Origin of the sequence: Variovorax sp. PBS-H4, from assembly GCF_901827205.1 — a bacterium.
Classification (GTDB): Bacteria; Pseudomonadota; Gammaproteobacteria; order Burkholderiales; family Burkholderiaceae_C; genus Variovorax.
The window spans coordinates 5,596,521-5,618,361 of sequence record NZ_LR594675.1 but is presented as its reverse complement, the minus strand read 5'-3'; the positions used below and the strand labels follow the sequence as shown (position 1 = coordinate 5,618,361).

Genomic DNA, 21,841 nt, shown 5'->3' with positions numbered 1-21,841 from the left:
ATCGGGCCTTCGTTTCACGGAGGCGCTGCCATGTTCATCGATTGCCGCACATCGTCCTTCCGCGCCATTGCGCTCGCGCTGTGCGCTGCAGCCCTCGCTTCATCGGCGGGCGCGCAGGGTGCGCCGCCGGACCTCGCCACGCTGACCGCCAGCGAAGCCGCACAGCGCCTGTGCGCGGGCTCGCTGACCAGCGAGCAATTGGTGACGGCCTACCTCGCCCAGGCCAAGGTCAAGCCGCAACTCAACGCTTTCATCACCTTGGACGAGACAGGCGCGCTCCAGGCCGCGAGGGCTGCCGACGCGGCGCGCCGCAGTGGCGGCCGCTGCAAGCCGCTGGGCGGGCTGCCGGTCGCGATCAAGGACAACATCCAGGTCCAGGGCCTGCCGGCCAGCGCGGGCACCCCTGCGCTCAAGGGCTTTGTCGCCAAGGCCGATGCGCCGGTGGTCGCGAAGCTGCGCGCTGCCGGTGCCGTGGTGCTGGGCAAGACCCACATGCACGAGCTGGCCTTCGGCGTGACCGGCTACAACCCGGCCTTCCAGACCGGGCCCGATGTCGGCGTGCGCAATGCCTATGACGCAACGCGCATCGCAGGCGGTTCCTCGTCGGGCAATGGCGCGGCGCTTGGCGCGCGCATGGTGCCTGCCGCGCTGGGCACCGACACCGGTGGTTCGGTGCGCATTCCGTGCGCCTTCAATGGCTGCGCCGCGCTGCGTCCTACTGTGGGGCGCTATTCGCAGCAGGGCATGGTGCCGATCTCGCATACGCGCGACACGGCCGGGCCGATGGCACTCTCGGTGGCCGACCTGGCGCTGTTGGACGGCGTCATTGCCGGCGGCGCGCCGGTGGTGCCGGCGGACCTCAAGCGTGTCCGGCTGGGCGTGGCGAAGGCGTTCTACGCCAACCTCGACGAAGACACCCGCACCGCCACGGAGGCGGCGCTCGGCAAGCTGCGCGAAGCCGGCGTCACACTGGTCGATGTCGAGATGCCCGCGCTGAGCGAGCTCAACGGAGCGGTCAGCTTTCCGGTCGCGCTCTACGAGATCTACGACGACCTCGGCGCCTACCTGCAGAAAAACCGCGCCGGTGTCGACATCCGCCAGGTGGCCGCCGGCATCGCGAGCCCGGACGTCAAGGGCACCTTCGAAGGCCTGGTGCTGCCGCGCAAGCTGCCGGCGGCACAAGGAGTGGTCGACGCGAAGCCGGCCTATGACAACGCGATGCGCAAAGCCCGGCCGGCGCTGCAGAAGCTCTACCGCGATACCTTCAAGGAGCACCGGCTCGATGCGCTCGTCTTTCCCACCGTGCCGCGCGTCGCGCTGGCCGCCACGCCCGAGTCCAGCAGCATCGAGAACTTCGGCCTCCTGATCCAGAACACCGACCCAGGCAGCAACGCCGGCATTCCGGGGCTGCAGTTGCCTGCCGGGCTGGGCGCCACCAGCAATCTGCCTGTGGGACTGGAGCTCGACGGGCCAGCGGGCAGCGATCGCCGGCTGCTGGCGGTGGGTCTGGCTGTGGAGGGTGTGCTGGGGCGGTTGCCTGCACCTGCCAAGTAGTGCGCGCGTTCCGGCCCCCGCGCTTCCAGCGCCGGGCCCCGGGACTTGCAGAATGCCTGGACCTACGCTCCCTCATGCCCAGACCCGAGCCCGATCCCTGCCCCTGCGGCGGCCAAGACCGCCGCGGCACCGTGCTGCCGTACACCGAATGCTGCGGCCGCTACCTGGACCATTTCACGCAGACGCCCGCGCCGGACGCCGAATCCCTGATGCGCTCGCGCTACACCGCCTTCGTGCGCGAGCGGGCCGATTACCTGCTGGCGACCTGGCATCCCTCGCACCGCCCGGATCGACTCGACTTCGAGCCCGGCGTCAGATGGCTGGGCCTGGAGGTACGTGGCCATGTCGAGCGCGATTCCGACCATGCCGAGGTCGAGTTCGTGGCCCGCCAGCGCAACCGCTCGGGCGCGGCCACCCGAATCGCGGAGCGCAGCCGCTTCGTGCGAGAGAAGGGCGAGGGCGATCTCCTCCGTTGGTACTACCTCGATGGAATGATGCGCTGAATCGTTCCTGCACTGGACAATGACGGGGTGCCCCCATGCGGTGGGCATTGCTTGCTACATATTTGGTAGCAAGGCTGCGCATTGTGCGCGATTCGGCGACAGTCCGATTCCTTTTGGCTACTTTATCCCTGGCGCTCCTGCCCCCACACTCTCCTCACGCTCAGACCGCAGACCGCACAACGCAGACCCACCCTTGAGGACACCATGGCGACGAAGTACAGCACGATCATCTCGACCGCATCCCGCTGGATCGGCGCGGTGCCGGCTGCGACTGTCGCTGTTGCCGCCCTGTGGCTCGCTGCGCCGGCCGCCCATGCCGACGAGGTCCTGGTGACACCCTTCTCTGCCGCGCGCAGTGCCCAGGCGCCCCAGCCATGGCGCTTCACCAGCCTGCCCAACAAGGCGCCGACCCGCTTCGAGGTGGTCCAGGAGGGCGCGCAGAAAGTGCTGAAGGTCGAGGCTGACCAGTCCTACGGCAACCTCGTGCATGCCACGCGCGTGTCGCTTAATTCCTCCACCACGCTGGCCTGGCGCTGGCGCGTCGACACCTTCGTCGAGGGCGCCAACCTGCGCACCCGCGCCGGCGATGACGGCGCCGCCAAGCTCTGCGTCTTCTTCGACTTCCCCGCCGATCGCCTGTCCTTCGGCGAGCGCACCCGCCTCGCGCTGGCGCGCCGCACCACGGGCGAAGAGGTGCCCAGCGAGGCGCTCTGCTACGTATGGGACAAGACGGAAGCCAAGGGCGCCGCGCTGGTCAACGCCTTTACCCAGCGCATGCGCATGGTGGTGCTTGAGTCCGGCGCGGCAGCCAACCCGGCGGCCTTCGTGAGCGAACGCCGCAACTTGCTCGCCGACTACAAGCGCGCCTTCGGCGAAGAAGCGGGAGACGCGTTGCCCGACGTGGTGGCGGTTGCAGTCTCGGCCGACGCCGACAACACCCAGGGCCATGGCCTGGCCTATTTCTCCGACATCGACCTGCGCAGCATCGCGACCACCCGCAGCGCCGGGGTCCAACTCCCGCCGGCGCGCGCCGGCACGGCGGAATAGCGATGAACGACTTCATCGCTCTTCTCTCCGCGCAGGGCGCCGCCGTGGTCTTCCTCGCCACGCTGGCGACCCGCCTGGGCGCGCCCGTGCCGGCCGCGCCCTTTCTCGTCGTGGCTGGCGGGCTCGCCGTTGACGGGCAACTGTCCTTCATGGCCGTGTTGCTTGCCGCCGTGCTGGGGAACATCCTCGGCGACGGCGCGTGGTTCCTGGCCGGGCGGCGCTGGGGCTACCGCGTGATGCGCTTGCTGTGCCGCGTCTCGCTGTCGGCCGACAACTGTGTGCGGCGCAGCGAGTCCATTCTGGGCCGCTGGGGCGGTCTGTCGCTGATCGCGGCCAAGTTCGTGCCCGGCGTGTCGGTGGTGGCGCCGCCGATGGCCGGCGCCCTGGGCATGTCGAACGCGCGGTTCCTGGCCTTCGAAACGCTGGCGGCGCTGATCTGGGCGTTGGGCTTCCTGGCACTCGGCGGGCTGTTCCATGCCGCGATCCAGGACGTGCTGGCGGTGATGTCGAGCGTCGGCCTCACGGCGACGCTGGTAGGCACACTGCTGCTGGCCATCTTCGTTGCCTGGCGGTATCGCGAGCGCCGCATCACGCGGCGGGCCGACGACATCGTGCACGTCGAAGTCAGTGCGCTGCGCGAGGCGGTCGCCGCCAGCGCGCGCCTCATGATCGTCGACCTGCGTTCCCCCGAATCGCGCAGGATCGATGACCGGTCCGTGCCTGGCGCCGTCGGCATCACGTACCGCGAGTTGACGGACCGCCTGCCCGAATTCCGGGCCGCGCGCGAGGTGGTGGTGTTCTGCGACTGCCCGAACGACGAGACCGCCATTGCCGCTGCGCGACTTTTGGCGAAGGCTGGCCTGCCGCGCGTGCGCGTGCTCGCCGGCGGCATCGCGGCCTGGGCCGCTGCCGAGGCGCTGGCCTCGGAGCCGGCCCCGCTCGACGTCGATGCGGATGTCGCCGCACATCCGGCTTGATGCTTCTTGCGCACCGGGCCTAGAATCGGTTCCGCTCCGGGGTGTACGCGCGATGCGTGCTGAGATGGCCAAGCGGCCGAACCCGCGAACTTGAACTGGTTCATACCAGCGTAAGAAGAGCTGCGACTCCCCGGCCACGGACAACTTCATTTCCGCCGAGCCGATTCTGGAGCGATCGCGGAGCACCCCATCCACCCGAAGGAGTGCCCCGCATGAATGCCCCTGACAAATTCGCCTCGCTGCTCACGCTCACGCGCGAGCCGTTCCCTGCCTCGACCAAGAGCGCCATCGCGAGCCCGCGCCGCGCCGACGTGCGCGTGCCCGTGCGCGACGTGCTACTGACCAACGGCGAGACGGTCTCGCTCTACGACACCTCCGGACCCTACTCCGACCCGTCCGCCGATATCGACGTTCGCCGCGGCCTGCCCAGCGTGCGCGGCGCCTGGATTGCCGAGCGCAACGACAGCGAACCCTACATCGGGCGCATCCGCCAGATGCTCGACGACGGTGCCACCCACGCGGATCGGGATGCCCAGAAGCTCTCCGAGCTGCGCAGCGCCGCCTCGGGGCTGCAGCGCCAGCCGCGACGTGCCTTGCCGGGCCGCAACGTGAGCCAGATGCACTACGCGCGCCGCGGCATCGTGACCCCGGAGATGGAGTACGTGGCCCTGCGCGAGAACGGCAAGCGCGAATGGATGGCCGAATACCTGGCCGATGCCGCGCGCGAGAAGCGCCTCGCCGGCAACCCGATGGGCGCGCAGATCCCGAAGCTCATCACGCCGGAATTCGTTCGCGACGAAGTCGCACGCGGGCGCGCCATCATTCCGGCCAACATCAACCATCCCGAGGTCGAGCCGATGGCGATCGGGCGCAACTTCCTGGTCAAGATCAACGCCAACATCGGCAACTCCGCCGTGACCTCCAGCATCGAGGAGGAGGTGGAGAAGCTGGTGTGGGCCATCCGCTGGGGCGCCGACAACGTGATGGACCTTTCCACCGGCCGCAACATCCACACCACCCGCGACTGGATCGTGCGCAACAGCCCGGTGCCCATCGGTACCGTGCCGATCTACCAGGCGCTCGAGAAGGTCGGAGGCGTCGCCGAGGACCTCACCTGGGAGATCTACCGCGACACCCTGATCGAGCAGGCCGAGCAGGGCGTCGACTACTTCACCATCCACGCGGGCCTGCGGCTGCCTTTCATCCATCTCACGGCCGATCGCCGCACCGGCATCGTCTCGCGCGGCGGCTCGATCATGGCCAAGTGGTGCATCGCGCACCATCAGGAGAGCTTCCTCTACACGCACTTCGAAGACATCTGCGAGATCATGAAGGCCTACGACGTGAGCTTCTCGCTGGGCGACGGCTTGCGTCCCGGCTGCGCCGCCGACGCGAACGACGAGGCCCAGTTCGCCGAGCTGCGCACACTGGGCGAGCTCACGCAGATCGCATGGAAGCACGACGTGCAGACGATGATCGAAGGCCCGGGGCACGTGCCCATGCACATGATCCAGGCCAACATGGACGAGCAGCTCAAGCACTGCCACGAGGCGCCCTTCTACACCCTGGGCCCGCTGACCATCGACATCGCGCCAGGGTACGACCACATCGCGAGCGCCATCGGCGCCGCCATGATCGGGTGGGCCGGCACCGCCATGCTGTGCTACGTCACGCCCAAGGAGCACCTGGGCCTGCCGGACCGCGAAGACGTGAAGCAGGGGATCATCGCGTACAAGATCGCGGCGCATGCGGCCGACGTCGCCAAGGGGCATCCGGGCGCGCGGGCACGGGACGACGCGCTGTCCAAGGCACGGTTCGAGTTCCGCTGGCAGGACCAGTTCAACCTTGGCCTGGATCCCGACACCGCGCGCGAGTTCCACGACGAGACTTTGCCCAAGGACTCCAGCAAGGTGGCACACTTCTGCTCGATGTGCGGCCCGAAGTTCTGCTCGATGAAGATCACGCAGGAAGTGCGCGAATACGCCGCCGCGCGGGGCCTCGCCGAGGACCAGGCCGTGGCCGACGGGATGGCGGGCAAGTCGGCCGAGTTCAAGGCTGCGGGCGGCGAGATGTACATCCCGATCCAGCCGGGCTGAAGCCGGGCCGCACGGGGGCGATCCGGCCGGCGCCGGGCCGCCCCAAGGCAGCCTCCCTCGGGGGCGGCGAGTACACAGTGGCCGAGCGTGGGGGCGTATTGCTTACGATCGCCCCATGCCTTCCTTGCCTTCCTTTCCCTTCGACGCCGTCCTCTTCGACTGCGACGGCGTGCTCGTCGACTCCGAACCCATCACCAACCGCGTGCTCGCCGAAATGCTCGGCGAGCTCGGCTGGAAGCTCACGGTTGCGGAGGCGATGCGCATCTTTACCGGCAAAGCCGTGAAGGACGAGGCTCCGCTGATCGAGGCCATGACCGGTTTCACCGTCACGCCCGACTGGCTGGCCGAGTTCCGGGCGAGACGCAACGAGGCGCTGGACCGCGACCTGGTCGAGATCGCCGGGGCGCCGTCTGCCGTGCGCAGCCTGCACGCGAGCACCGCCGGCCGCATTGCCTGCGCCTCGGGCGCGGACCGGCACAAGGTCCGGCTACAGCTGGAGAAGATCGGCCTGCTGGACGCTTTCGAGGGCCGCATCTTCAGCGGCCACGAGACGCCGCGCTCCAAGCCGGCGCCCGACGTTTACCTGGCGGCAGCCGCGGCGCTGGGCGTGGAACCGGCGCGCTGCGCGGTGGTCGAGGACACGGTGACCGGTGCCACCGCCGGCGTCGCGGCGGGCGCCACCGTGTTCGGCTACAGCCCCTCCGACCTGGGCCACAGCGGCCCGGAGGCGCTGCGTGCAACCGGCGTGGCGCATGTGTTCAGCGACATGGCAGAACTGCCTGCCTTGCTGGCGACATGGCGGGGCGCTTCGGTCTGAGGCCGCAGGCGCGGGCAGCGGAAAAGAAGAGTCAGCTGCGACGCTCGGTCGCGGCCTTGGCCACTGCGGCCAGCGCCTCGGTCATGGCTCGAGCGCGAGTCGACCAGAAACGGGCGATGAGCTGGCCGGCATTCTTCTCGACGTTGGGATGGATGCGCGACCGACCGGAGGTGGCGGCGAACTCGATCAGCGCCGCGTATTCGGAAGTATCGGTGTCGGGGATGTGCATGCCTCGATCCTAGGGCGAGAAAACAGGGCCGGAAACAGTCGGGCAAGCCGTGTCCGGTGCAGCCACGAACTTTGTCACGAATTGTCGCGGCGAGGCAAGCTTCCCGATGCACTATCTGGGCTGGCACGCCGGAATGCGCCGGGCGTTACCCCTGCCCAGGCGTGAAACGCTCGCGAGAAGCTTTTCTCATTGCGGAATCCGACGGAGAGCGCGATGTTCTTGATCGGGCGTTCAGTGCGGCGCAATTGCTCGGCCGCCTGTTCGTGGCGCACCGCATCCTTGAGCTGCTGCAGCGAGACGCCCTCTTCCCGCAGTTGGCGGTGCAGGGTGCGGGTCGAGAGATTCAACAGCGTGGCCAGCGCCTCGGCCGTCCCCGCCTGCCGCCCGTGGGCGCGCAGCAGCTCTCGCACCCGCTGGCCCAGCAGTCGGTCGCGGCGGTACTGCAGCACCGTCAGCGGCAAGGCGCGCCGCAGCATGGTCCGCAGTGCCTGCTCGTCGCGGCGCAGCGGCATCGCCAGGTAGCGTTCGTCGAAGCTGTAGCTCGCGGCTTCGGCCCCGAACTGCAGCTCGCCGCCGAACATCAGGGGATAGGCCTCGCGGTGCGGCGGCGCATCGAAGGGAAACCGGGCCGCGCGCAGCGACACCCGCGAATCGATGATCCAGGAAGCAAAGCCGTGCAGGAAGCGCAGGTTGGACACCAGGCAGAACTCGCGCAGTTCGCCCAGGTCCACGTTCTCGCGGATCGACACCGTCGCCACGCCGCCGGTCGCCTGGAACTCGAGGCTGATGTCCGAGGTGAGCAGGCGGTGATGGCGGCACCAGCGCTTGATGGCCACGCCGAGGTCGGGCGAGCTCAGCGAGGCGCGGCATAGCATGCCGTAAGTGCCCCAGGGCAGGCGGCGGCTGAACCACCCGAGCGCCTCGTCGTCCAGCTCCTGCATGGCGTGGCCCGACAAAGCCTCGAACTGCGCTGCGGTCACGCGGCCATCCTGCAATCGCAGCTCCCGCGGCGCAATCCGTGCCTGTGCCAGTGCCTCGGAAGGGTCCTTGCCGTATCGCGCGTAACCCTGGACGATCGCTCGGACAAAGGCCATGGGCGTGGCCGCGCGGCGGGCTGGCTTGAAAGGAGAAGCGGTCACGAAAACGGAGATTTCAATGGCGCGATATGCAACCATTGTGACGCCAAATGCAACGGAAGCCGGCGTAAGCTGCGACTGCCCGCGCGGGATTTGTTCGGCGCGCGAAACGAATCATCCGCATCCAAGGAGACACCCCATGCACGATCCCGGCCTCAATTTCGATCTGGGCGACACCATCGATTCGCTGCGCGACGCGGTGGCAGATTTCGCCGCCCACGAGATCGCCCCGCGGGCTGCCGAGATCGACCGCGAGAACCTCTTTCCCCACGACCTCTGGAAAAAGCTCGGCGAGCTCGGGTTGCACGGCATGACGGTCAAAGAGGAATACGGCGGCACCGAGCTCGGTTACCTGGCGCACATCGTGGCCATGGAGGAAGTGTCGCGCGCCTCGGCCTCGGTCGGCCTGTCGTACGGCGCGCATTCCAACCTCTGCGTCAACCAGATCCACCGCAACGGCAGCGAGGCGCAGAAGAAGAAATACCTGCCCAAGCTCGTCAGCGGTGAGCATGTGGGCGCACTGGCGATGAGCGAACCCAATGCCGGCTCCGACGTGGTCAGCATGAAACTTCGCGCCGAGAAGAAGGGCGACCGTTACGTGCTCAATGGCGGCAAGATGTGGATCACCAACGGCGGCGATGCCGACACGCTCGTCATCTACGCCAAGACCGAGCCCGAGATGGGCGCACGCGGCATGACCGCCTTCATCGTCGAGAAGGGCTTCAAGGGCTTCTCGGCCGGCACCAAGCTCGACAAGCTGGGCATGCGCGGCTCCAACACCTTCCCGCTGTTCTTCGACAACTGCGAGGTGCCGGAGGAAAACGTGATGGGCGGCGAGGGGCAGGGCGCCAAGGTGCTGATGAGCGGGCTCGACTACGAGCGCGCGGTGCTCTCCGGCGGCCCGCTGGGCATCATGGCGGCGTGCATGGATGCAGTGCTCCCTTTCGTCCACGAGCGCAAGCAATTCGGCCAGAGCATCGGCGAATTCCAGTTGATGCAAGGCAAGCTGGCCGACATGTATTCCACCTGGCAGGCCACCCGCGCCTATGTCTACGCGGTGGGCAAGGCTTGCGACCGCAAGGACCATGCGCGCACCTTCCGCAAGGACGCGGCCGGCGCCATCCTCTACTCGGCCGAGAAGGCGACCTGGATGGCCGGCGAGGCGATCCAGGCGCTGGGTGGCGTGGGCTACACCAAGGATTTTCCGGTCGAACGGCTGTGGCGCGATGCCAAGCTGTACGAGATCGGCGCGGGCACGAGCGAGATCCGGCGCATGCTGATCGGGCGCGAGCTGTTCGCGGAGACGGCTTGAGATCGGACTTCATCCCCTCTCCCTCTTGGAGAGGGAGCAAAGACAAGGAGACGATATGGCTTTGACTGAGAGCCTCGATCGCGGCCCCACCGATGTTCCGTTGATCGAGCAGACCCTCGGCGACTTCTTCGACGACATGGCCCGGCGCCAGGGCGATCGCGATGCGCTGGTCAGCGCGCACGAGCAACGGCGCCTGAGCTACCTCGAATTGCAGCGCGAAGCCGACCGGCTGGCCAGCGCGCTGCTGCAATTGGGGCTGGCGCCCGGCGACCGCGTGGGCATCTGGTCGCACAACAACGTGGCCTGGGTGCTGATGCAGCTCGCCACTGCCAAGGTCGGGATCATCCTGGTGAACATCAACCCGGCCTATCGCACGTCCGAGCTCGAGTACGCGCTCAACAAGGTGGGCTGCAGGGCGCTGGTCACGATGCCGCGCTTCAAGACCAGCGACTACGTCGGCATGCTGCGCGAACTGGCGCCGGAGCTCGCGAGCGCGCAGCCCGGCGCGCTGCAGGCGGCGCGCCTGCCGCACCTGCGCACGGTGGCCTGGATCGACCGGGCCGGCGAGGGCGAGGAGCTGCCGGGGCTGATGCGCTTCTCGGCCCTGCTCGCGACCGGCAAGGCCGGCGACGCGCGCGTGCCCGAGATCGCGAAGACCCTGAAGGCCACCGACCCGATCAACATCCAGTTCACCAGCGGCACCACCGGATTCCCCAAGGGTGCGACGCTGACCCATCGCAACATCCTCAACAACGGCTTCTTCATCGGCGAATGCATGAAGCTCACGCCGGAAGACCGCCTGTGCATCCCCGTGCCGCTCTACCACTGCTTCGGCATGGTGCTGGGCAACCTGGCCTGCCTCACCCACGGTGCGACCATCGTCTATCCCAACGACGGCTTCGATCCGCTCACCGTGATGCAGACGGTGCAGGCCGAGCGTTGCACCGGGCTGCACGGCGTGCCCACCATGTTCATCGCCGAGCTGGACCATCCGCGCTTCAAGGAGTTCGACTTCTCGACGCTGCGCACCGGCATCATGGCCGGCTCGCCCTGTCCCACGGAGGTGATGAAGCGGGTGGTCGACCAGATGCACCTGCGCGAGATCACCATCGCCTATGGCATGACCGAGACCAGTCCTGTGAGCTGCCAGAGCTCCACCGACACGCCGCTGGACAAGCGCGTTTCCACCGTCGGCAAGGTGCAGCCGCACCTCGAGGTCAAGATCGTCGACCCCGAGACCGGCGCCACCGTTGCGCCCGGCATCTCGGGCGAGTTCTGCACCCGCGGCTATTCGGTCATGCACGGCTACTGGGACGACGAGGAAAAGACCCGCGAGGCCATCGATCCCCAGGGCTGGATGCACACCGGCGACCTCGCCACCATGGATGCCGAGGGCTACGTCAACATCGTCGGCCGCATCAAGGACCTGGTGATCCGCGGTGGCGAGAACATCTACCCGCGCGAGATCGAGGAGTTCCTCTACCGCCATCCGAAGATCCAGGACGTGCAGGTGGTCGGCCTGCCCGACAGGAAGTATGGCGAGGAGCTGTGCGCATGGGTCATTCCGAAGCCGGGCCAGACGCTCTCGGCCGACGAGGTGCGCGAGTTCTGCAAGGGCCAGATCGCGCACTACAAGGTCCCGAGGTACATCGAGTTCGTCAAGGAGTTCCCGATGACGGTCACCGGAAAGATCCAGAAGTTCAAGATCCGCGAGGCAATGAAGGCGCAGCTGGGGCTTGGAGAGGAGAAGACCGCATGAAGCCGAACCTCGAATTCGAACTCCGCTGAACATGAGCCAACTAGAAACCAAACTCAACGCGCGCTCTGCCGAGTTCCAGGCCAACGCCTCGGCCATGCGTGCTCTGGTCGAAGACCTGCACGCGCAATTTGCCAAGGTCGAGGCCGGCGGCGGCGAGGCCGCGCGCAGCAAGCACACGGCACGGGGCAAGCTGCTGCCGCGCGAACGCGTGGCGCAGCTGCTGGACCCGGGCACACCCTTCCTCGAGATCGCGCCGCTGGCAGCCCACGCCATGTACCACGGTGCGGCGCCCGGCGCAGGCCTGATTGCCGGCATCGGACGCGTGAGCGGTGTCGACTGCATGGTCGTGTGCAACGACGCCACGGTGAAGGGCGGCACCTACTACCCCATGACCGTGAAGAAGCACCTGCGCGCGCAGGAGATCGCCGAGCAGAACCGTCTGCCCTGCATCTACCTGGTCGATTCGGGCGGGGCCAATCTCCCGAACCAGGACGAAGTCTTCCCCGATCGCGACCATTTCGGCCGCATCTTCTACAACCAGGCCAACATGAGCGCCCAGGGCATCTCGCAGATCGCGGTGGTGATGGGCTCGTGCACGGCGGGCGGCGCCTATGTGCCGGCGATGAGCGACGAGTCGATCATCGTCAAGGAGCAAGGCACCATCTTTCTCGGCGGCCCGCCCCTGGTGAAGGCCGCCACCGGCGAGGTGGTGACGGCCGAGGACCTGGGCGGCGGCGACGTGCACACACGGCTTTCGGGCGTGGCCGACCATCTGGCGCAGAACGACTTGCATGCATTGGCACTGGCGCGCGCAGCCGTTATGAACCTGAACGCCACGAGCAGCCAAGGCGTGGGCGCCGAGCCGAAAACGATTCGGCAGCCGGCCTTCGCGCCCGAAGAGCTCTACGGCGTGATCCCCACCGACACCCGCAAGCCCTTCGACGTGCGCGAGATCATCGCCCGCATCGTCGACGGCAGCGAGTTCCACGAGTTCAAGGCCCGTTTCGGCGCCACGCTGGTGTGCGGGTTCGCCGAGATCGAGGGCATGCCGGTGGGCATCGTCGCCAACAACGGCATCCTGTTCTCCGAGTCGGCCCAGAAGGGAGCCCACTTCATCGAGCTGTGCTGCCATCGCAAGATCCCGCTGGTGTTTCTTCAGAACATCACCGGCTTCATGGTCGGGCGCAAGTACGAGAACGAAGGCATCGCTCGCCATGGCGCCAAGATGGTGACCGCGGTCGCCACCGCGAACGTACCCAAGTTCACGGTCATCATCGGCGGCAGCTTCGGCGCCGGCAACTACGGCATGTGCGGGCGCGCCTATTCGCCGCGCTTCCTCTGGATGTGGCCCAACGCGCGCATCAGCGTGATGGGCGGCGAGCAGGCCGCGAGCGTGCTGGCCACCGTCAAGCGCGATGGCATCGAAGGCAAGGGCGGGCAGTGGAGCGCGGAGGAAGAAGAAGCCTTCAAGGCGCCGATCCGCGATCAGTACGAACAGCAGGGGCACCCCTACTACGCCACCGCGCGGCTGTGGGACGACGGCATCATCGACCCGGCCGATACCCGTCGCGTGCTCGCGCTGGGCCTGGCCGCGGCGCGCCGTGCGCCGGTGCCCGAGCCGCGCTTCGGCATTTTCCGCATGTAGCGCCAAGGAGAACAGCATGTCGCTGCCGAACTACTTCGCGAGCCTGGCGCGCTACCACGTGTGGGCCACGCACAAGCTGCTGGAGTCCAACCTGAAGACGCTCCCGGAGGCCGACTGGCGCCGCGACTGCGGGTTGTTCTTCCGTTCGGTGCATGGCACGGTCAACCACCTGCTGGTGACCGACGACATCTGGTACTCCCGCTTCGCCGAAGGCCGCTCGCCGCGCGTGCCTTTGAACACCGAGCTGCACTCTGACCGCGCCGCGCTATGCGAGGCACTGGCGCAGGCCGTCACCCGCTGGAGCCCGTGGCTCGCCACGCTCGCGCCCGAGCGCTACGACGGCGAGATGGCCTACACACGCAACAACGGCGAGCAGGTGCGCATTCCTTTCGCCCCCGCGCTCGGCCATGTGTTCAACCACGCGACCCACCATCGCGGCCAGCTCACGGCTGCGCTGACGAGCATGGTCCAACCCGGCCCCGAGATCGACTGGGTCTACTTGCTGCAACAGGAAGCCCGCTCCCAATGAACACCTTCACCACACTGGAGCTGAACATCGAAGGCCCCGTCGCGCGCATCTGGCTCAACCGGCCCGAGCTGCGCAATGCCTTCGACGAGGTCGTCATCCGCGAGCTGGACGAAGCCTTTTCGCAGGCCGGCGCGGCGAACGAGGTGCGTGCCATCGTCCTGGGTGCCAACGGCCCGGCGTTCTGCGCCGGCGCCAACCTCAACTGGATGCGCCGGGCGGCCGAATTCACCCACGAGCAGAACCTTGCCGATGCAGGGGGCCTGGCCGCAATGCTGCGCACGATCGACCAGAGCCCCAAGCCGGTGATCGCGCGCGTGCAGGGCGATGTCTACGCCGGTGGCATGGGGCTCGTGGCGGCCTGCGATGTCGCGGTGAGCGCAGACACCGCCTGGTATTGCCTGAGCGAGGTCAAGATCGGCCTGGTTCCCGCCACCGTCAGCCCCTACGTGCTGCGCGCGATGGGAACGCGTGCCGCGCAACGCTACTTCCTCACGGCCGAACGCTTCAGCGCGGCCGAGGCACACCGCGTCGGCTTCGTGCATGAGGTGGTGGCATCCGATGCGCTCGATGCCAAGGTCGCCGAGATCGTGAAGGCTTTCACCAGCGCCAGTCCGGCAGCGGTGCGCGCCTGCAAGCAACTGATCGCCGATGTGGCGGGCCGCGAGATCGACGATGCGCTGATCGCGAAGACGGTCGCGGGCATTGCCGACATCCGCGCCAGCGAGGAGGGCCGCGAAGGCGTGCAGGCCTTCCTTCAGAAGCGCAAGCCCTCCTGGATTTCCGGCTGAACGCAGGGCGTCATGAACAGCCTCGACCTGCCGCAACTGCTCGCCCTCTCGGCCGCCATTGGCTGGGCCAGCGGCGTGCGGCTTTATCTTGTCGTACTGCTGACCGGCCTGGCCGGTTATCTGGGCTGGGTGCCTCTGCCGGGCGGGCTGCAGTTGCTTGCACATCCGGTGGTGATCGCGGCCAGCGGCTTCATGGTCTTCATCGAGTTCTTTGCCGACAAGATCCCCGGCCTCGATTCGTTGTGGGACATGGTGCACACGGTAATCCGCATTCCCGCGGGCGCCGCGCTGGCGGCCAGCGTCTTCGGCGCCGACCATGCAGTGATGGCGATCGTCGCCGCGCTCCTGGGTGGCAGCTTCGCGGCGACGGCGCATGCGGCCAAGGCCACCACGCGCGCCGCCATCAACACCTCGCCCGAGCCTTTCAGCAATGTGGGCGCCTCGCTGGTCGAAGACAGTGTTGTGCCGGCAGGCCTGTGGCTGGCGGTGGCGCATCCACTCGTGTTCCTGCTGCTGTTCATCGTGCTGATGGCGCTGTCCGTCTGGCTGATTCGCAAGAGCTGGCGCTTTCTGCGGGCGCTCTTCGGGCGCCTGGCGCGCATCTTCAGCGGCCGGCCGGATCCAGGAGTGACGCCAGCCTTCCGGCTGAACAAGCGCGAAGACGGCCAGGCTTGAGTTTTTTGTAACAGCACGGGGCGGCGCGTAGCCGGGCCGTTGCGCGACGTTGAGGCAAAGATGATCCGTACGGCAGCGAACGTCGCGCAAGCGGCGCGCATTTCGAAGGCAGCTGCCGCATTGCGGCGGAGCCAAGTGCTGCCTACGATGCGCGGCCCGAGACCCGACGAACGAGGAACGAATCCGTGCTGAACCCTGCTTTTGAGCCCCTTACCGCAGCCCTTGCATCGCGCAGTGCCGACTGGCAACAGCGCAGCCGGCGCCATGTGTGGCACCCCTGCACCCAGAGCATTCGCCTCGAGGCGGTGCCGCCGCTGCCGATCGCGCGCGGCGACGGCGTCTGGCTGGTCGACCACGACGGCCACCGTTACCTGGACGCGACCAGCTCCTGGTGGGTCAACCTGTTCGGCCATGCGCACCCGGCCATCAATGCCGCGCTCAAGCAGCAGCTCGACACGCTGCCGCACGTCATGCTGGCGGGTTGTACCCACGCACCCGCCGTCGAGCTGGCCGAGCGCCTGTCCGCGCTGACCGGCGGCGCGCTCGGCCACTGTTTCTATGCCTCCGACGGTGCCTCGGCCGTTGAGATCGCGCTGAAGATGAGCTTTCATGCCTGGCGCAACGCGGGCCGGGGCGGCAAGCGGCGCTTCGTCGCGCTGCGCCAGGGCTATCACGGCGAGACGCTGGGTGCGCTGCATGTGACCGACGTGGCCGTGTTCCGCGATGCCTACGCGCCGCTGCTGGGCGATGCGCACCTCGTGCCTTCGCCCGACGCGCGCGGCGCTCGGCCGGGCGAGGATGCCGTCGCCGTCGCCCTGCGCGCGGCAGACGAGTTGGAAGCGCTCCTGGCCGAGCAGCACGACAGCATCGCCGCGGTCATCCTCGAGCCCCTCGTGCAATGCGCCGCCGGCATGGCGATGCACGACCCCGAGTACCTGCGCCGGGTGCGCGCCCTGTGCGACCGCTTCGGCGTGCACCTGATCGCCGACGAGATCGCGGTGGGTTGCGGGCGCACCGGAAGCTTTTTCGCCTGCGAGCAGGCCGGCATCTGGCCCGACTTCCTGTGCCTGTCCAAGGGCATCAGCGGCGGCTACCTGCCGTTGGCGCTGGTGATGACGCGCGAGGCGATCTACCAGGGCTTCGTGGATGACGACGTGGCGCGCAGCTTCCTGCATTCGCATTCGTACACCGGGAACGCGCTGGCCTGCCGCGCCGCGCTGGCCACGCTCGATCTGTTCGTGCAAGAAGACGTGCTGAACCGCAACCGCGCGAGGGCCGCACGCATCCTGCAGCGCTTGCGCGAGGCCTTGGGCACTCGCCCGGTCGATCATCTGCGCCAGCGCGGCATGATCACCGCCTTCGACGTGCGCGAGCCCGGCGAGCGCTTTGCCGAGCGCTTCCATCTCGCGGCGCGCGAGCAGGGGCTGCTGATGCGACCGATCGGGCGCACCGTCTACCTGATGCCCCCCTACGTGATCGGCGACCACGAGATCGATCGCCTGGTCGAAGGCACGGTCGCCACGCTCGACGCGGCCGCCGCACCGCACGCTGGCGAGGAGGTTCGCGATGTCGCGCTTGCTTGACCGCCTCCAGCACGAAATTGCCACGCTCGATGCGCAGACCCTGCGCCGCCGGCGGCTTATCGCCGAGACGCCCTGCGCGCCCACGCAGCGGCTCACGCTGCCGGGCGCGGCCGCGCCGCGCACCCTGCTGGCTTTCGGGAGCAACGACTACCTCGGCCTGGCCGCGCACCCGGCAGTGGCCGCCGCGCTGGCCGAGGGCGCCGCGCGCTACGGCGTGGGCAGCGGCGGCTCGCACCTGATCCTCGGCCACTCGCGTGCGCATGCACAGCTCGAGGAGCGGCTGGCCGGGTTGATGGCACCGCACATCCCCGAGGCGCAGAGCCTGTTCTTCTGCACCGGCTACATGGCCAACCTCGCAGTGCTGTCGGCACTCGGCGGCGCCGACGCGGTGATCTTCTCGGAGACGCTCAACCATGCCTCGCTGATCGACGGTGCACGCCTGGCCAAGGCGCGCGTCGAGCGCTACCCGCACTGCGACGTGCAGGCGCTCGACGCGCAGCTCGCGGCCTGCGATGCGCCTTTCAAGCTGATCGTGAGCGATGCCGTGTTCAGCATGGACGGCAACATCGCGCCTGTGGCCGGGCTGCTGGCGCTGGCCGAGCGCCACGATGCCTGGCTCGTGCTGGACGATGCACACGGCTTCGGCGTGCTCGGCGCGCGAGGCCGTGGCGTGCTCGAGGCTGCGGGCTTGCGCTCCGAGCGACTTGTCCTTGTCGGCACGCTCGGCAAGGCCGCGGGTGTGTCGGGCGCTTTCGTTGCCGCGCACCGCACCGTGATCGACTACCTGGTGCAACGCGCGCGGCCCTACATCTTCACCACCGCCGCGCCGCCGGCCATTGCCCATGCGCTGCTCGCCAGCCTGGACCTGATCGAAGGCGAGGAGGGGGCCCGGCGCCGCGCACAGCTGCATGCACGCATTGCGCAACTGCGTGCGGGCCTGCAGCGCGTGCTGCCCGCCGGCGGCGGCGCCTGGCTCGCCGAATCACCGACCGCGATCCAGCCGTTGATCGTGGGCGACAACGCGCGTGCGATGCAGCTGTCGGCACAGCTCGACGCCTTCGGCCTGCGCGTGGGCGCGATCCGTCCGCCGACGGTGCCGGCCGGCACCGCGCGGCTGCGCATCGTGCTGTCGGCCAGCCATGGTGAAGACGATGTCGCGCGGTTGGTCGATGCGCTGGGGCAGTTGCTGGCTCGGCCTTGGAAGGAGGCCGCATGAGAGATCCGACGCCAGCCTCGAAGGATATGGAGACGGGCTTGCTCCCTCCCCCGGAGGATATGGAGGCGGGCTTGCTCCCTCCCCCGGAGGATATGGAGGCGGGCTTGCTCCCTCCCCCGGAGGGAAAGGAAGCGCTGCGGCATCTTTCCAAGCGGGAAGTCCCCGAGGCGAGCACCGCAGCGCCGGGTGGGAAGTTCATCCGATGAAGGTGCACTGCTTCATCACCGGCACCGACACCGGCGTCGGCAAGACCCTTGTCAGCAGCGCCATGCTGTCGTCGTTGGCCGCATCCGGCCTGCGCGCAGTCGGCATGAAGCCGGTGGCGGCGGGCCTGGACCTCTTCGATGGCACCTGGCGCAACGAAGACGTCGAGCAGTTGAAGGCTGCCGGCAACGTCGATGCGCCGCTGGCGCTTCGCTGCCCCTACCTGCTGCGGGCGCCGATGTCGCCGCACCTGGCAGCGCGGGACGAGGGCGTGCGCATTGCGCTGCAGCCGCTGCTGTCGGCGCATGCGCAGCTCGCACGGCAGGCCGATGCCGTGATCGTCGAAGGCGTGGGCGGCTTCCGCGTGCCGCTGGCCGACGACTTCGACAGCGCCGACCTCGCGGTGGCATTGGGGTTGCCGGTGATCCTTGTGGTGGGGCTGCGGCTCGGCTGCCTGAACCACGCGCTGCTCACTGCCGAGTCCATCCGCGCGCGCGGCCTCGTGCTCGCCGGCTGGGTCGGCAGTGCGATCGACCCAGGCATGCGGGCTTTCGACGAGAACGTGCAGACCCTGCGGACGCGGCTGGATGCGCCCCTGCTCGGCGTGGTGCCGCACCTGGCGCCGCCCGAGGCGGCCCGCGCCGCCCGCCATCTCGACCTGCGCGCACTGCACAGCACTGCGGCACTGGCCGCCTGAACCGGATACAGGACTTTTTCATTCATGGAACAAAGCATCAGCTTCATCGACCGCAAGGCCACGGCCTCGCAGCAGCACGCCCTTCCCGCCGGCGCCGAATGGAGCGTCGACAGCGTCAAGGCACTGTTCGAACTGCCTTTCAACGACCTGCTGTTCCGCGCGCAGAAGGTGCATCGCGCACATTTCGACGCCAACGCGGTTCAGCTCTCGACCCTGCTGTCGATCAAGACCGGCGGCTGCGAGGAGGACTGCGGCTACTGCCCGCAGAGCGTGCACCACGACACCGGCCTGAAGGCCGGCAAGCTGATGGCGCTCGACGACGTTCTGGCCGCCGCCCAGGCCGCGAAAGACCATGGCGCGACCCGCTTCTGCATGGGAGCAGCCTGGCGCAACCCGAAGGAACGGCACCTGGAGCCCGTCATCGAGATGGTGCGTGGCGTCAAGGCCCTAGGGCTGGAGACCTGCGTGACCCTCGGCATGCTCGAGGCCGAGCAGGCGCAGCGCCTGGCGGACGCAGGGCTCGACTACTACAACCACAACCTCGACAGTGCGCCCGAGTTCTACGACAAGATCATCACGACCCGGACTTACCAGGACCGCCTCGACACCCTCGGCCACGTGCGCGACGCCGGCCTGCATGTGTGTTGCGGCGGCATCGTCGGCATGGGCGAATCGCGGCTGGAGCGTGCCGGTCTGATCGCGCAGCTGGCCAATCTCGACCCCTACCCCGAATCGGTGCCCATCAACAACCTCGTGCAGGTCGAGAGCACGCCGCTGGCCGGGACCGAGCCGCTCGACCCCTTCGAATTCGTGCGCACCATTGCCGTCGCCCGCATCACCATGCCGAAGAGCATGGTGCGCCTGTCGGCCGGACGCGAGCAGATGGACGAGGCACTGCAGTCGCTGTGCTTCCTCGCCGGCGCCAATTCGATCTTCTACGGCGATCGCCTGCTGACCACGGCCAACCCGCAAGCAGCGAAGGACCGCGCGCTGCTGGCGCGGCTGGGCATGCGAAGCGACGCCTGACACCGTCCCTCATCCACATCACCGCCCACAAGGAAGCCGTCCTCATGTTCCAGAAGATCCTGATCGCCAACCGCGGCGAGATCGCCTGCCGCGTCGCCGCCACTGCGCGCCGCATGGCCATCCGCACGGTCGCCGTCTACTCCGATGCGGACGTGCATGCCAATCACGTGCGTGCCTGTGACGAGTCGGTGCACCTGGGCGGCAGCGCACCCAAGGACAGTTACCTGCGCTGGGAAAAAATCCTCGAGGCTGCAAAAGCCACGGGTGCGCAGGCGGTTCACCCGGGCTACGGCTTCCTCAGCGAGAACGAGGACTTCGCCCGCGCCTGCGCCGAGGCGGGCCTGGTCTTCATCGGCCCGCCGCCGTCCGCCATCCAGGCGATGGGCCTGAAGGCCGAGTCCAAGCAGCTCATGGAGAAAGCCGGCGTGCCGCTGGTGCCCGGTTACCACGGCAAGGACCAGGACCCGGTGCTGCTGGCACGCGAGGCCGAGCGCATCGGCTACCCGGTGCTGATCAAGGCCAGCGCGGGCGGCGGTGGCAAGGGCATGCGCGTGGTCGAGAAGCACGCCGACTTCGCCGCCGCGCTCGCTTCCTGCCAGCGAGAGGCCATCAACAGCTTCGGCGACGACGCGGTGCTCGTCGAGAAGTACGTGCAGCGCCCGCGCCACATCGAGATCCAGGTCTTCGGCGATACGCACGGCAACTGCGTCTACCTGTTCGAGCGCGACTGCTCGGTGCAGCGGCGCCACCAGAAGGTGCTGGAGGAGGCGCCGGCGCCGGGCATGACCGAGGCCATGCGGCGCGAGATGGGCGAGGCCGCGGTGGCGGCGGCGCGCGCGGTGAAGTACGTGGGTGCAGGCACGGTGGAGTTCATCGTCGAGCAGCGCGACGATGGCAGCATGAATTTCTTCTTCATGGAGATGAACACGCGGCTGCAGGTGGAGCATCCGGTGACCGAGGCGATCACGGGGCTGGACCTGGTCGAGTGGCAGCTGCGCGTGGCCTCCGGCGAGCCGCTTCCCCTGAAGCAGGAGCAACTGCAGATCAACGGCCATGCGATCGAGGCACGCATCTGCGCCGAGAACCCCGACAACAACTTTCTGCCCGCCACCGGCACGCTGCGCGTCTATCGCAAGCCCAATGCCACGGCATTCCAGCGCAGCCGCGTGCGCGTCGACGATGGCGTGCGCGAAGGCGACCCGATCTCGCCCTTCTACGATTCGATGATCGCCAAGCTGATCGTCCACGGCGCAACCCGCGACGAGGCGCTCGCGCGGCTGGACGCGGCGCTGGCGCAGACCCACATCGTCGGCGTGGCGACCAATGTGCAGTTCCTGCGCGGCGTGCTGCGCACCGATTCCTTCGCCCACGCGAAGCTGGACACCGCGCTGATCGAGCGCGAGCGCGCCGTGCTCTTCGACCAGGAGCCGCTGGGCCTGCCGCTCGCCGCTGCCGCTGCCATCGTGCGCACGCTGCTGGCCGAGCGCTCCCAGGCCGCGCCCTCCGAGCCCTTTGCACGCCGTGACGGCTGGCGCGGCTTCGGCGAGTACCAGCGCCGCTTCGACTTCGAGTTCCGCGGCGAGGCGCAGCAGGCGCTCCTGACTTACCGGCGCGATGCCAGCCTCTGGTTGAAGGTCGGCGGCGTCGAGGGCGCGCTCTCGATGGGTCAATTCCCCTCGGGTGAGATCGAACTGCAGTTCAACGGGCTGCGACGCACCCTGAACGTCTACGAGGAGGGCGCCGCAACCCATGTCTTCGCCCCCGAGGGCGCGACCCGCATCGTGGCCCTGGATCCGATGGCCCATGCCGGTGACACGCATGCCGATGCGGGCCGTCTCACCGCGCCGATGCCGGGCAAGGTGGTGTCCTTCGCCGTGAAGGCCGGCGACAAGGTCAGCCGCGGCCAGGCCCTGGCCGTGATGGAGGCGATGAAGATGGAGCACACCATCGCGGCGCCGGCGGACGGGACCGTGGAAGAACTGCTTTACCTGCCGGGCGACCAGGTGGCGGAGGGCGCGGAGCTGCTGCGCATTGCGGCTTAAGCTTGC

19 protein-coding genes and 1 riboswitch are annotated in these 21,841 nt (G+C 68.2%); of the genes, 17 read left to right on the top strand and 2 right to left on the bottom strand.

The features are described from left to right. Window positions 1-30 precede the first annotated feature (30 nt). The 6 genes from iaaH (at window position 31) to E5CHR_RS26830 (ending at window position 6,994) form a co-directional block, all read left to right on the top strand. The gene (gene iaaH, locus E5CHR_RS26855; RefSeq protein WP_162582796.1) at window positions 31-1,554 is read left to right on the top strand and encodes an indoleacetamide hydrolase; all 1,524 of its coding nucleotides are present in this window, start codon (window positions 31-33) and stop codon (window positions 1,552-1,554) included. A gap of 74 nt (window positions 1,555-1,628) precedes the next feature. Next, entirely contained in the window at window positions 1,629-2,057 is a 429-nt protein-coding gene (locus E5CHR_RS26850; protein WP_162582794.1) for a YchJ family protein, read from the top strand. Between the two features lie 204 nt (window positions 2,058-2,261). Next, window positions 2,262-3,104 (top strand): DUF3047 domain-containing protein, encoded by an 843-nt coding sequence (locus tag E5CHR_RS26845; protein WP_162582792.1) that lies wholly within the window; start codon window positions 2,262-2,264, stop codon window positions 3,102-3,104. 2 nt (window positions 3,105-3,106) lie between these two features. Further along, a complete protein-coding gene (locus tag E5CHR_RS26840) occupies window positions 3,107-4,081 on the top strand; it encodes a VTT domain-containing protein (RefSeq protein ID WP_162582790.1) in 975 nt (324 codons plus the stop codon). 27 nt (window positions 4,082-4,108) lie between these two features. Beyond that, a riboswitch (TPP riboswitch) is annotated at window positions 4,109-4,215 on the top strand. A 78-nt stretch (window positions 4,216-4,293) separates the two neighbouring features. Further along, the gene (gene thiC / locus E5CHR_RS26835; protein ID WP_162582788.1) at window positions 4,294-6,177 is read left to right on the top strand and encodes a phosphomethylpyrimidine synthase ThiC; all 1,884 of its coding nucleotides are present in this window, start codon (window positions 4,294-4,296) and stop codon (window positions 6,175-6,177) included. Window positions 6,178-6,301: 124 nt separating this feature from the next. Beyond that, window positions 6,302-6,994, top strand: a complete 693-nt coding sequence (locus tag E5CHR_RS26830) for an HAD family hydrolase (RefSeq protein WP_162583921.1) — start codon at window positions 6,302-6,304, stop codon at window positions 6,992-6,994. A 31-nt stretch (window positions 6,995-7,025) separates the two neighbouring features. On the opposite strand, the gene E5CHR_RS26825 is transcribed toward E5CHR_RS26830, so the two are convergent. Further along, a complete protein-coding gene (locus E5CHR_RS26825) occupies window positions 7,026-7,223 on the bottom strand; it encodes a hypothetical protein (RefSeq protein ID WP_162582786.1) in 198 nt (65 codons plus the stop codon). A gap of 74 nt (window positions 7,224-7,297) precedes the next feature. Continuing rightward, window positions 7,298-8,317: an AraC family transcriptional regulator gene (locus tag E5CHR_RS26820; RefSeq protein ID WP_197893912.1), complete on the bottom strand. Its 1,020-nt coding sequence runs from the start codon at window positions 8,315-8,317 to the stop codon at window positions 7,298-7,300. Between the two features lie 181 nt (window positions 8,318-8,498). On the opposite strand from E5CHR_RS26820, the gene E5CHR_RS26815 reads away from it, so the two are divergent. From E5CHR_RS26815 to E5CHR_RS26765, 11 genes are all read left to right on the top strand, one after another. Next, on the top strand, window positions 8,499-9,671 hold the full coding sequence (locus E5CHR_RS26815) for an isovaleryl-CoA dehydrogenase (protein ID WP_162582782.1): 1,173 nt from the start codon (window positions 8,499-8,501) through the stop codon (window positions 9,669-9,671). A 55-nt stretch (window positions 9,672-9,726) separates the two neighbouring features. Then, window positions 9,727-11,430, top strand: coding sequence for an AMP-binding protein (locus E5CHR_RS26810; RefSeq protein WP_162582780.1), 1,704 nt, complete (start codon window positions 9,727-9,729; stop codon window positions 11,428-11,430). A gap of 31 nt (window positions 11,431-11,461) precedes the next feature. Further along, on the top strand, window positions 11,462-13,075 hold the full coding sequence (locus E5CHR_RS26805; RefSeq protein WP_162582778.1) for a carboxyl transferase domain-containing protein: 1,614 nt from the start codon (window positions 11,462-11,464) through the stop codon (window positions 13,073-13,075). Between the two features lie 16 nt (window positions 13,076-13,091). After that, on the top strand, window positions 13,092-13,604 hold the full coding sequence (locus E5CHR_RS26800; protein ID WP_162582776.1) for a DinB family protein: 513 nt from the start codon (window positions 13,092-13,094) through the stop codon (window positions 13,602-13,604). Then, window positions 13,601-14,392, top strand: a complete 792-nt coding sequence (locus tag E5CHR_RS26795; RefSeq protein WP_162582774.1) for an enoyl-CoA hydratase/isomerase family protein — start codon at window positions 13,601-13,603, stop codon at window positions 14,390-14,392. Before E5CHR_RS26800 ends, E5CHR_RS26795 begins: the two co-directional genes overlap by 4 nt. A gap of 12 nt (window positions 14,393-14,404) precedes the next feature. Then, the gene (locus E5CHR_RS26790) at window positions 14,405-15,067 is read left to right on the top strand and encodes a DUF4126 domain-containing protein (protein WP_162582772.1); all 663 of its coding nucleotides are present in this window, start codon (window positions 14,405-14,407) and stop codon (window positions 15,065-15,067) included. A gap of 185 nt (window positions 15,068-15,252) precedes the next feature. Further along, window positions 15,253-16,650, top strand: a complete 1,398-nt coding sequence (gene bioA, locus E5CHR_RS26785) for an adenosylmethionine--8-amino-7-oxononanoate transaminase (protein WP_232062202.1) — start codon at window positions 15,253-15,255, stop codon at window positions 16,648-16,650. After that, entirely contained in the window at window positions 16,634-17,866 is a 1,233-nt protein-coding gene (gene bioF / locus E5CHR_RS26780) for an 8-amino-7-oxononanoate synthase (protein ID WP_162582770.1), read from the top strand. The genes bioA and bioF overlap by 17 nt, the downstream gene beginning before the upstream one ends. 202 nt (window positions 17,867-18,068) lie before the next feature. Continuing rightward, the gene (gene bioD, locus E5CHR_RS26775; protein ID WP_162582768.1) at window positions 18,069-18,767 is read left to right on the top strand and encodes a dethiobiotin synthase; all 699 of its coding nucleotides are present in this window, start codon (window positions 18,069-18,071) and stop codon (window positions 18,765-18,767) included. A gap of 24 nt (window positions 18,768-18,791) precedes the next feature. Further along, the gene (gene bioB, locus E5CHR_RS26770) at window positions 18,792-19,793 is read left to right on the top strand and encodes a biotin synthase BioB (RefSeq protein WP_162582766.1); all 1,002 of its coding nucleotides are present in this window, start codon (window positions 18,792-18,794) and stop codon (window positions 19,791-19,793) included. A gap of 44 nt (window positions 19,794-19,837) precedes the next feature. Then, window positions 19,838-21,835, top strand: coding sequence for an acetyl/propionyl/methylcrotonyl-CoA carboxylase subunit alpha (locus tag E5CHR_RS26765; RefSeq protein WP_162582764.1), 1,998 nt, complete (start codon window positions 19,838-19,840; stop codon window positions 21,833-21,835). The last annotated feature ends 6 nt before the right edge of the window (window positions 21,836-21,841 follow it).

Bases quoted from the DNA above. Each gene is read 5' to 3' on its own strand.
- iaaH (WP_162582796.1), top strand. From the start codon at position 31: ATGTTCATCGATTGCCGCACATCGTCCTTCCGCGCCATTGCGCTCGCG.
- E5CHR_RS26850 (WP_162582794.1), top strand. From the start codon at position 1,629: ATGCCCAGACCCGAGCCCGATCCCTGCCCCTGCGGCGGCCAAGACCGC.
- E5CHR_RS26845 (WP_162582792.1), top strand. From the start codon at position 2,262: ATGGCGACGAAGTACAGCACGATCATCTCGACCGCATCCCGCTGGATC.
- E5CHR_RS26840 (WP_162582790.1), top strand. From the start codon at position 3,107: ATGAACGACTTCATCGCTCTTCTCTCCGCGCAGGGCGCCGCCGTGGTC.
- thiC (WP_162582788.1), top strand. From the start codon at position 4,294: ATGAATGCCCCTGACAAATTCGCCTCGCTGCTCACGCTCACGCGCGAG.
- E5CHR_RS26825 (WP_162582786.1), bottom strand. From the start codon at position 7,223: ATGCACATCCCCGACACCGATACTTCCGAATACGCGGCGCTGATCGAG.
- E5CHR_RS26820 (WP_197893912.1), bottom strand. From the start codon at position 8,317: ATGGCCTTTGTCCGAGCGATCGTCCAGGGTTACGCGCGATACGGCAAG.
- E5CHR_RS26815 (WP_162582782.1), top strand. From the start codon at position 8,499: ATGCACGATCCCGGCCTCAATTTCGATCTGGGCGACACCATCGATTCG.
- E5CHR_RS26810 (WP_162582780.1), top strand. From the start codon at position 9,727: ATGGCTTTGACTGAGAGCCTCGATCGCGGCCCCACCGATGTTCCGTTG.
- E5CHR_RS26805 (WP_162582778.1), top strand. From the start codon at position 11,462: ATGAGCCAACTAGAAACCAAACTCAACGCGCGCTCTGCCGAGTTCCAG.
- E5CHR_RS26800 (WP_162582776.1), top strand. From the start codon at position 13,092: ATGTCGCTGCCGAACTACTTCGCGAGCCTGGCGCGCTACCACGTGTGG.
- E5CHR_RS26795 (WP_162582774.1), top strand. From the start codon at position 13,601: ATGAACACCTTCACCACACTGGAGCTGAACATCGAAGGCCCCGTCGCG.
- E5CHR_RS26790 (WP_162582772.1), top strand. From the start codon at position 14,405: ATGAACAGCCTCGACCTGCCGCAACTGCTCGCCCTCTCGGCCGCCATT.
- bioF (WP_162582770.1), top strand. From the start codon at position 16,634: ATGTCGCGCTTGCTTGACCGCCTCCAGCACGAAATTGCCACGCTCGAT.
- bioD (WP_162582768.1), top strand. From the start codon at position 18,069: ATGAAGGTGCACTGCTTCATCACCGGCACCGACACCGGCGTCGGCAAG.
- bioB (WP_162582766.1), top strand. From the start codon at position 18,792: ATGGAACAAAGCATCAGCTTCATCGACCGCAAGGCCACGGCCTCGCAG.
- E5CHR_RS26765 (WP_162582764.1), top strand. From the start codon at position 19,838: ATGTTCCAGAAGATCCTGATCGCCAACCGCGGCGAGATCGCCTGCCGC.